An 8,668-nucleotide genomic window follows, 5' to 3' on the forward strand; every position below is an offset into this window, starting at 1 on the left:
TGCTTAACTACTTACGCGGTTCGTAATCAATTCTAAATATAACCGTGTAAAGTACTGGCACTACAATTAGAGTCAAAATTGTAGCAAAGCCTAAACCAAACATAATTGTTACCGCCATTGACTGGAAGAACACGTCAAATAACAGCGGGATCATACCTAAAATAGTAGTTATAGCCGCCATAGCAACTGGGCGTACACGGCTAACACCAGAGTCAAATACGGCCTCATAGGGAGATTTACCTTCCCTTAATTCGAGATTTATTTGATCAACTAATACAATACCGTTTTTAATAAGCATACCGCTTAAGCTTAATAAACCAAGTAGTCCCATAAAACTAAACGGAGCATTCATAGCTAACAAGCCCGCGCTTACACCGATAATAGCTAACGGAACCGTTGCCCAAATCACAAGTGGTTGCTTAAGCGAGTTAAAAAGTAATACGGTTACTGCAAACATCGCTAAGTAGCCCAGTGGTAATGAGCCAAATATTGCTTTTTGGGCCTTGCTTGATGACTCAAACTCGCCGCCCCATTCCAGTTCGTAACCGCGCGGTAATTCCATGTTTTCTATTGGTCCGCGAATACGTGCAAATAGTTTAGCAGGGGTTTCATCCCCTAATACATCGTGATCGGCCATAATAGTAATTGTACGCTTGCGATCGCGGCGTATTATTAGGCTGTCTTCCCACTGTACAATAAACTCGTCTACCACTTGGGTTACTGGTACAAATACACCAAGTACTGGGCTGTATATTTGAAGGTCGTGTACGCTTTCTACGTTTAAGCGCTCGTTAGCAGGAGATCGTGCAATAATAGGCAGCAACTGCGTGCCATCGCGATATACGCCCACTTGTTTACCCGATAAGCTTGTTAGTAATACATTGTCTAAGTCAGATTTACTAATACCTAAGCGGCGTGCTTTTTGCTCGTTAAACTGCGGGCGAATCATTTTAGTACGTGCACGCCAGTCATCACGAATATTGTACGCGCCATCGTCGTTACCAATAAGTTCTTCAGCTTTAGCAGCGAGTTGTCTTAAAATAACAGGATCAGGGCCTGAAAAACGCGCTTCTATTTTTGCATCAGTAGAAGGGCCAATTTCCATTGGCTTAATTTTAAGCTGTGCAGAGAGTGCATGATTATTTGAGTAATCACGTACAGTTTGCATTACAGTCGCTACGGCTTCTCTGTTGGCCACACGAATAATTAATTGCCCGTACGCGGGATATGACTTTTCTGGCGCGTAGGTAAGCATAAAGCGTGGAGCGCCTTGGCCTGTTGTACTTGTTACTTCTTCAACAAGGTCTTCTTTTTGCAAAAACTCTTCAAGTTTTTTAACGCCCTCTAGGGTTGAGCGAATATCAGAGCCTTGCTCTTGCCAGTAATCTACATAAAACATAGGTGTATTAGAGGCAGGAAAAAACGACTGTTTAACAGAGCCAAAACCAACAACCGCAGTACACAGTAAAACAACCATTAATATAAGCGTGGTTTTTCTAAAGTGCAGCGCTAAATCTAAAATCGCTTTGTAACCGTTAAAAATAAAACCTTTATATGGGTCTTCATCTTCTTGGCCTTCTTCGTTTTTAAACTCGTTTTCTTTGAACATTAAATTGGCAAAAAATGGCGTTAGCGTAATGGCTGTTATCCAACTTAATAAAAGCGAAATAAACAACACCCAAAACAAACTGCCGGCAAATTCACCACTGGCATCAGAGCTTAAACCAATTGGCGCAAAGGCAGTGACTGCAATGACTGTTGCACCTAGTAAGGGCCATTTTGTTTGCTCAACAATATTAACCGCCGCTTTGAGCTTTGTTTGCCCACGTTTAAGGTTTATTAGTATCCCTTCGGTTACAACTATTGCGTTATCAACCAGCATCCCTAGGGCAATAATAAGTGCTCCAAGCGATATGCGTTGCAAGTCGATGGCAAACAACTTCATAAATATAAACGTACCCAGTACAGTAAGCAGTAAAATACCACCAATTAAAATACCGCTTTTTAAACCCATAAATAACAGCAGTACTACAAGAACAATCGCAATAGCTTCAAGTAAGCTGATAATAAAACCATCAACCGATTTTTGAACCTCTTGTGGTTGGTTGTATACCGAATTTATGTCAATACCATGAGGGCGTTGATACTCAAGTGAAGCTAAGTGATCGTCAATGTGTTTACCCACATCAACTACGTTAACTCCCGACATAAACGACACGCCAATAAGCAAAGCTTGCTGAGAATTATAACGAATAACATTGTTAGGTACTTCTGCGTACTCTCTGTAAACCTTTGCTACGTCGCCTAAATAAATAAGCTCACTTGCACCAGGTTTTGAAATTAATAGCGTTTCGAGCTCTTTTACATCTTTAAATTCGCCAGTAGGGTGCAAGCGAATTGACTCATCGCCCACGCGAATTTTACCCGCATTAGAAACCGTATTTTGCGATTGCAGTAACTGAAATATATGACTGGGTGCAATGCCTAATTGAGCTAATTTACGCGTTGAGACTTCCACCATTACTTGCGGTTGTTGCTCACCTGCAACCGTTACTTTACTTACGCCTTTAACCAAGACTAGCTCGCGTTTTAAAAAGTCTACGTAGTCTTTAAGCTCGTCATATGAGTAGCCATCACCGGTTACCGAATACATAACACCGTAAACATCGGCAAAGTCATCTAAAATAGTACTTGGGTAAACGCCGCTGGGAAGCGAAGGGGAGAGGTCGTTAATTTTACGACGCATTTCATCCCAAATTTGGCGAAGTTGCTCTTTTCGATAAGTGCTTTTCATCTCTACCGAAATTTGCGACTTACCGTTAGATGAAATAGAAGTAACGTAATCAACATAAGGGAGTTGCTGAATTGCGTTTTCCAGAGGAAAAGTAACTTCTTCTTCAACTTGTTGCGGCGACGCGCCAGGGTACATGGTAATAACCATGGCTTTTTTAAGCGTAAACTCAGGGTCTTCTAATTGCCCTAAGTCAAAATACGACACGGTACCGCCAATTAATAGCAGCAGCGTAAACATCCAACTGATTACTTTTTTCTCAATGGAGAGTTGTGCAAAGCTCATAATTATAAGCCTCGCTCTTTATTCCATGCTCTTACTTTCATGCCTTCTTTTAGTGAATGCACACCGGCAGAAACAACAATTTGGCCTTCTTTAATACCACTTAACACCTCAATACCATCGCGGTGTAGCTGGCCAATTTTTACTGCTTGTTTATGTACTTGGCTAGTTTCTGAATCAAAAAGCCACACGTAGGCATTATCTTTAATAGACTCTTGAGGTTCAGAAAACACTGATTCAATTGGCAGTATTGTGTAAGACACTTGCGAGCGAGTTACTTTACTTAAATCAATAAATACACTGCCCGTCATACCCGCTAGTAAATTAAAGTCCTCAGGTACTGGTAGCGAAAACACAACTTTATAGGTAAGCGTTGCAGGGTCTGCTTGGGTATCCCACTCTTTAATATCAAGTGTGTATTCTTTATCGTCAAAGCCATCGAATTTTACAGTAGGGTGGTAATCAGTGCCTTTTTGAAAACGAGCGACAATTTTTTCAGGAACCTGAATTTCTACATCCATTAAATCGCGTGTTTCTAAACGCAATATATTTTGTTTGGCTTGAATGTTTTCAAAGTTTTTAACAAATACTTTTGCAACTGTGCCTGAAAATGGCGCGCGTAGCTCGCTATACTCAAGGTTTGTTTGTGCAATTTTAAATGCAGATTCAGCAATTTGCATATTAGCAGTGGCTTGATCTAATTCTGATTGGCTGGTGATTTTTTTCTCAAACAATTGCTCAATGCGGCCAAGTTGTGACTTTGCCAATTCAAAGCGCGCTTTGCGCTCATCAAACTGCAACTGAAAATCTTCAGGGTCCAGTTTTGCTAATAAATCACCTTTTTCAACGTGTTCACCAGCAAGCACAGGAAACTTAATAAGTTCGCCGTTTACCCTAAAAGCAAGGTAAGAGCCTTGGTTTGCAACAACTTCAGCAGGAAAGCTGCGAATGTTAGTTTGAGAATCATGACCTATGTTGAATAATTTAACAGGGCGAATGGGCTCTTCTTTAACTTGTTGTTCTGGCTCAGAACAGGCTATTAAGCTTAATAAAGTCGTAGTTAAAAAACATAGACGAAAGAGTTTCATGTCTTCTCCGTTGCAATGATGGCAAAATAATTAAGTGCAGCATACGCTGCAAACATATAAAATAAAAATCATTAAATTTTAGAAACTCAATAAGTTTTACTTATAATGTTGCAGAGTGCTATATGAAGCTGAATCAATTAATAATTTTAGATGCCATAGTGCAAAGCGCAAGCTTAAGCGGGGCAGCACTAAAGCTACATAAAACGCAGCCAGCTCTTACACTTGCTATTAAAAATCTAGAAGAAAAAATAGGGTTTGAGTTACTTGACAGAAGTAAGTACCGATTACAGCTTACTGAAAAAGGGCGTATTTTTCACCGCGAGGCGCAGCAACTTCTTCATGCCAACGACGAGCTAGCGCAGCTTGCTAAAGAATTGGCACTCGGTAATGAACCCCAATTTAGAATTTGTTACGAACAACTTTGCCATACACAGAGTTACAACGAGATCATAAGTAATACTTTTAGATTGTTTACCAGCACCGAATTTAGCTTAACAAGCGGGAAGCGCTTTATTTCGTTAGAGCAAGTAAATAGTGGGCAAGCTGAATTAGGCATTGGCCCGTGGTTTGATTTATTTCATGCGACAGGCGATTTAGAAAGCGTACCTATAGGTAGGCTCGATATTGGTATTGTCAGCGCTAAAGGCGTACTCCCTAAAAAGCTAACCTATAGCGAACTACAAACGTATCCGTGTTTAGCCATGTTTGAAAGTGACTTGAGTATCGACAGTGACAGACTATCGTACTCAAAAGGCTCCGCCATGATGAAAATTGATGATGTATCGACCTTAAAATCGTTTTTACTTTCAGGTGCAGGTTGGGCAATGATGAGCCTAGAACACTGCGCTCCTGAAATAAAAGCAGGCTTACTTCAAGAAATACACATAACTGATCGAGAGCATAAATTTAGCGCACAAATTAGAGCCTTTAGACAACATGCAGTGCACCACGGCCCTGTAGCGCGTACTATTTGGGAGCAGTTTAAAGTACTTAGTGAGGCGTATTTAAATGAACACTGATATTGATAAAGAAACACTTATTTATACTGTTATTGCAGGCATACCAATAGGTAAAGTAGCAAGCTACGGGCAAGTTGCAGCTCTTGCGGGCTACCCGCAAAACTCACGGTTGGTGGGGCGCTTATTAAAAATGATGCCAAACGACTCGGTTATACCTTGGCACAGGGTAGTGAATAGCCAAGGTAAAATATCATTCCCTGAAGGTAGCGAAAAATACCAAGAACAGCGCGAAAAGCTATTATCAGAAGGCGTACTGTTTAAAAGCGACAAAGTAAATATGCGCGAGTGCCGGTGGGAGTGATATGACTATTAAGGGCAGGTAAGTGCCAGCTGCTGACCTTCAAGGCGTGAATCTAAAACTTTGTTGGGTGGCGCCTTCGGCTTAACCAACCTACATTTTGACGTAGGTCGGATAAGTGGCGAAGCCACGCCATCCGACAAAAATGATGAATTTACTAGAAACAGCCCAACTTACCGCGTTGATGACACTGAAGATTACTTTTTAAAGCAAAATATCAGTTTTGAGTGTTTTATAACTTGGGAGTTAAGTGGGTGAGCAAAGAGATGGACGGCTTTGTGCTAACTGCAGACGGTCAGATGTCATAATGTCTGAAGTCAAGATTTGATAACCATATAGAAAGCTCTTTGAGTTTTCCGATACAGTTGTGTTAACCAAAACATAAACTGTACCTCGAGGAACTTAGTATGAAACTATATGGTGGAATTGACTTGCATTCAAATAATAGTGTGATTGCTATTATTGATGAACAAGGTGAAACGCTTAGCTGTAAGCGTTTAAATAATGACATGTCTGTCATTTTATCTTTTTTAGCCCCTTATAAAGACAAGCTAGCAGGACTTGTTGTTGGATCAACATTTAATTGGTAGTGGTTAGTTGATGCATTAATGGATGATAAGCTTTGTTGTTTTGTTTAATACTGATTCATCATACTTCACATCTCCTTCAACACATGCTTAGAGAGCCTAATTGTTTTTTATTTTAAGAACTTTTAAAGATAAAGCTTTGTAGTGGCTTAAATAATGCATGTATTTTGTATGAATCATGCTGAAACTTAAAAGGACGTTTTAATGGCGCTATCAGTAGTAACAAATACAGCATCACTCAACGGGCAGCGAAACCTTAATAAATTCGGTAAAGACCTTGAGGTTTCAATGCAACGTCTATCTTCAGGTATGAGAATTAATAGTGCAAAAGATGATGCAGCTGGTATGCAAATATCAAATCGTTTGACTTCCCAAATTAATGGTATATCAGTTGCTCAACGCAATGCCAATGATGGAATATCTATATCGCAAACTGCTGAAGGAGCTATGGAAGAGTCTTCGAGTATCCTACAGCGAATGCGAGTATTGTCTTTACAATCTGCGAATGGCTCAAATAATGGAGATGATAGGGCTGCACTACAAAAAGAAGTGACAGCGTTGCAGCAAGAAATAACCCGCATAGCGGAAACTACTCAATTTGGAAGTATTAGTTTACTTGATGGTACGTTTGGTACAAAGCAGTTTCAGGTAGGTGCTAATGCAAATGAAACAATTAATTTAAATTTGAATGATGTTTCTGCTGACGCTATTGGAATTTATAAAATTGAACCAATTTATTTTCCTGCAGCACCATACCCTTTAGATACAATTACATCGTTGAGGTTTTCAACTTCTGATTTATGGACCTTAAATGGCGAAAGTATCAGTATTCCAGCAGGTACTGGAGCTAGTATTGTTGCTGACGTTATTAACAATAGTGGTGCTGATGTACTTGCCTCTACAAAGTTAGAAGCTCGGATAGAAGGACTAACTTCAGCAGATGATGGTGTTATGAGCTTTAAGAAGGGAGGCATAGTTATAGATAGCTATGATCTGAGTAAATATAGCGGTAACTTTGACAGATTAATGGAAGATCTTCAGTCTGATGGTTATGAAGTGATAGAAAGAGATAATGTAGCAGGGGCTACATCCACTTCATTTGATGTGTTCGGTGTTGATGTTGATGGCTTAGATATGACATCATCTCCAACAGTTAAGCTAGGCCAACTTGTTGATGGCGCTCCAGTTGGTGCTCTACAGTCACCAGTAAACCCTAACAATGGAGCATCTGTTTTCTCTAAATTAGAATTGTCCTCTTCAGATGAAATTAGCGTCAATGGAGGAGATGTTAATCGTTACTTAAATGTATCTCAAACTGGTGGAGTAAGTATATTAGATCATGTTGATGACATAGATATCTCAGGTGAAAACTCTGATGGGGCACAATCAGCTATCGAGGTAATTGATGCTGCTTTAAAACAAATAGATGCAAATAGAGCAAATTTAGGTGCAATACAAAATCGACTTAATCATACGATTAATAATTTAGCAAATATTTCTGAGAATGTTTCTACTTCCCGCAGTCGTATACAGGATGCCGATTTTGCTATTGAAACAGCTATAATTACAAAAAATCAGATATTACAACAAGCTAGTACTACGGTTCTCGCTCAAGCAAATCAGGTTACTCAAGCAGCCATTAATTTACTTGGCTAAATTACGTAGTCATAAATTTGAGCTATTCGAATTATACAAGTAGTTCTAGCTTATTTAATAAACGTAATTGCTAATTGAAATATAATGGCAAACACACCCAGCAATAACAAATAAGTGCCAAATAGCGTGGCTAAATTGGGTGCTTTTAGCGCTGTAAAATAATGTACCTAAACTATAAAAAATGCCGCCGGCAAGTAGCCAGTAAAGTGCTTTTACATCAACACTAGAATAAAGTGGATACACTATAGCCAGTGCAAACCAACCCATGAGCAAGTAGGTGGCGAGCGATATTTTTTTATTACCGTTTTTTACAAATACTTTGTACGCAACGCCTGCTAGTGCCACCGCCCAAATAAATGTAAGTGTGGCCCATGACCAAGCACCAGTTAATGAGATTAATAAAAAGGGAGTGTAGGTGCCGGCAATTAATAAGTATATGGCGCAGTGATCGCACTTTTTATAAAAGGCTCTTAAGCGCGGTTGAATACTGGCGTGGTACAAAGTGGATGACAAAAACAGCACAAATAGGCTGCTGCCATAAATTGCAGTACTAACATACGCGTTAGTGCTGGTGGCTTGGTTAAATAAATCCCACATAACAAATGCGGCAAATATAATACCGAGTGCATGGCTGATTACGTTTAATTTCTCTTCTTTACGGGAATAAGGCGCTTCTAACGACATAAATGCTCCTACCACTATTGGAATTAATTTCAGTGTACAACTGTACGCTGAAAGTTTCAATCCTAGCTGTGAGTAATTCTAAATAACTTTATTTGATACGCTACTTTAGCTTTTACTTGATTTTAAAGAGAATTAATTCACTACGCGGATTCAAACCTGAAGTGCATAACGTTTAGGCGGCTTTAGCCGCCAAGTGATCCTGCATCAATTTTGCAGGCGTTTCAAATCCAAGTGTCTTCCTCGGACGATTATTAAGTTGCTCA

The 8,668-nt window shown here is 39.7% G+C and carries 8 protein-coding genes; 5 read left to right on the forward strand and 3 right to left on the reverse strand.

What is annotated here, in order from left to right; all coding sequences use genetic code 11:
* Positions 1–7 precede the first annotated feature (7 nt).
* Both I6F10_RS17225 and I6F10_RS17230 read right to left on the reverse strand, forming a co-directional pair.
* Complete coding sequence (locus tag I6F10_RS17225; protein WP_197099171.1) at positions 8–3,076, reverse strand: efflux RND transporter permease subunit; 3,069 nt, start codon at positions 3,074–3,076, stop codon at positions 8–10.
* Positions 3,077–3,078: 2 nt separating this feature from the next.
* Positions 3,079–4,161: an efflux RND transporter periplasmic adaptor subunit gene (locus I6F10_RS17230; protein WP_165724062.1), complete on the reverse strand. Its 1,083-nt coding sequence runs from the start codon at positions 4,159–4,161 to the stop codon at positions 3,079–3,081.
* 122 nt (positions 4,162–4,283) lie between these two features.
* Between I6F10_RS17230 and I6F10_RS17235 the strand changes: the two genes are divergently transcribed.
* The 5 genes from I6F10_RS17235 (at position 4,284) to I6F10_RS17255 (ending at position 7,721) form a co-directional block, all read left to right on the forward strand.
* Positions 4,284–5,180: a LysR family transcriptional regulator gene (locus I6F10_RS17235; RefSeq protein ID WP_197099172.1), complete on the forward strand. Its 897-nt coding sequence runs from the start codon at positions 4,284–4,286 to the stop codon at positions 5,178–5,180.
* Entirely contained in the window at positions 5,170–5,481 is a 312-nt protein-coding gene (locus tag I6F10_RS17240) for an MGMT family protein (protein WP_197099173.1), read from the forward strand. The genes I6F10_RS17235 and I6F10_RS17240 overlap by 11 nt, the downstream gene beginning before the upstream one ends.
* A gap of 60 nt (positions 5,482–5,541) precedes the next feature.
* Entirely contained in the window at positions 5,542–5,736 is a 195-nt protein-coding gene (locus I6F10_RS17245; protein WP_197099177.1) for a hypothetical protein, read from the forward strand.
* 149 nt (positions 5,737–5,885) lie between these two features.
* Positions 5,886–6,068: an IS110 family transposase gene (locus I6F10_RS17250; RefSeq protein ID WP_231619996.1), complete on the forward strand. Its 183-nt coding sequence runs from the start codon at positions 5,886–5,888 to the stop codon at positions 6,066–6,068.
* A gap of 201 nt (positions 6,069–6,269) precedes the next feature.
* A complete protein-coding gene (locus I6F10_RS17255; RefSeq protein WP_197099174.1) occupies positions 6,270–7,721 on the forward strand; it encodes a flagellin in 1,452 nt (483 codons plus the stop codon).
* A gap of 54 nt (positions 7,722–7,775) precedes the next feature.
* Here I6F10_RS17255 and trhA read toward each other — a convergent pair whose 3' ends face one another.
* Entirely contained in the window at positions 7,776–8,405 is a 630-nt protein-coding gene (trhA, locus tag I6F10_RS17260) for a PAQR family membrane homeostasis protein TrhA (protein ID WP_197099175.1), read from the reverse strand.
* Positions 8,406–8,668 lie beyond the last annotated feature (263 nt).

Origin of the sequence: Pseudoalteromonas sp. SWYJZ98 (assembly GCF_015864495.1) — a bacterium.
GTDB classification, from domain to species: Bacteria; Pseudomonadota; Gammaproteobacteria; order Enterobacterales; family Alteromonadaceae; genus Pseudoalteromonas; species Pseudoalteromonas distincta.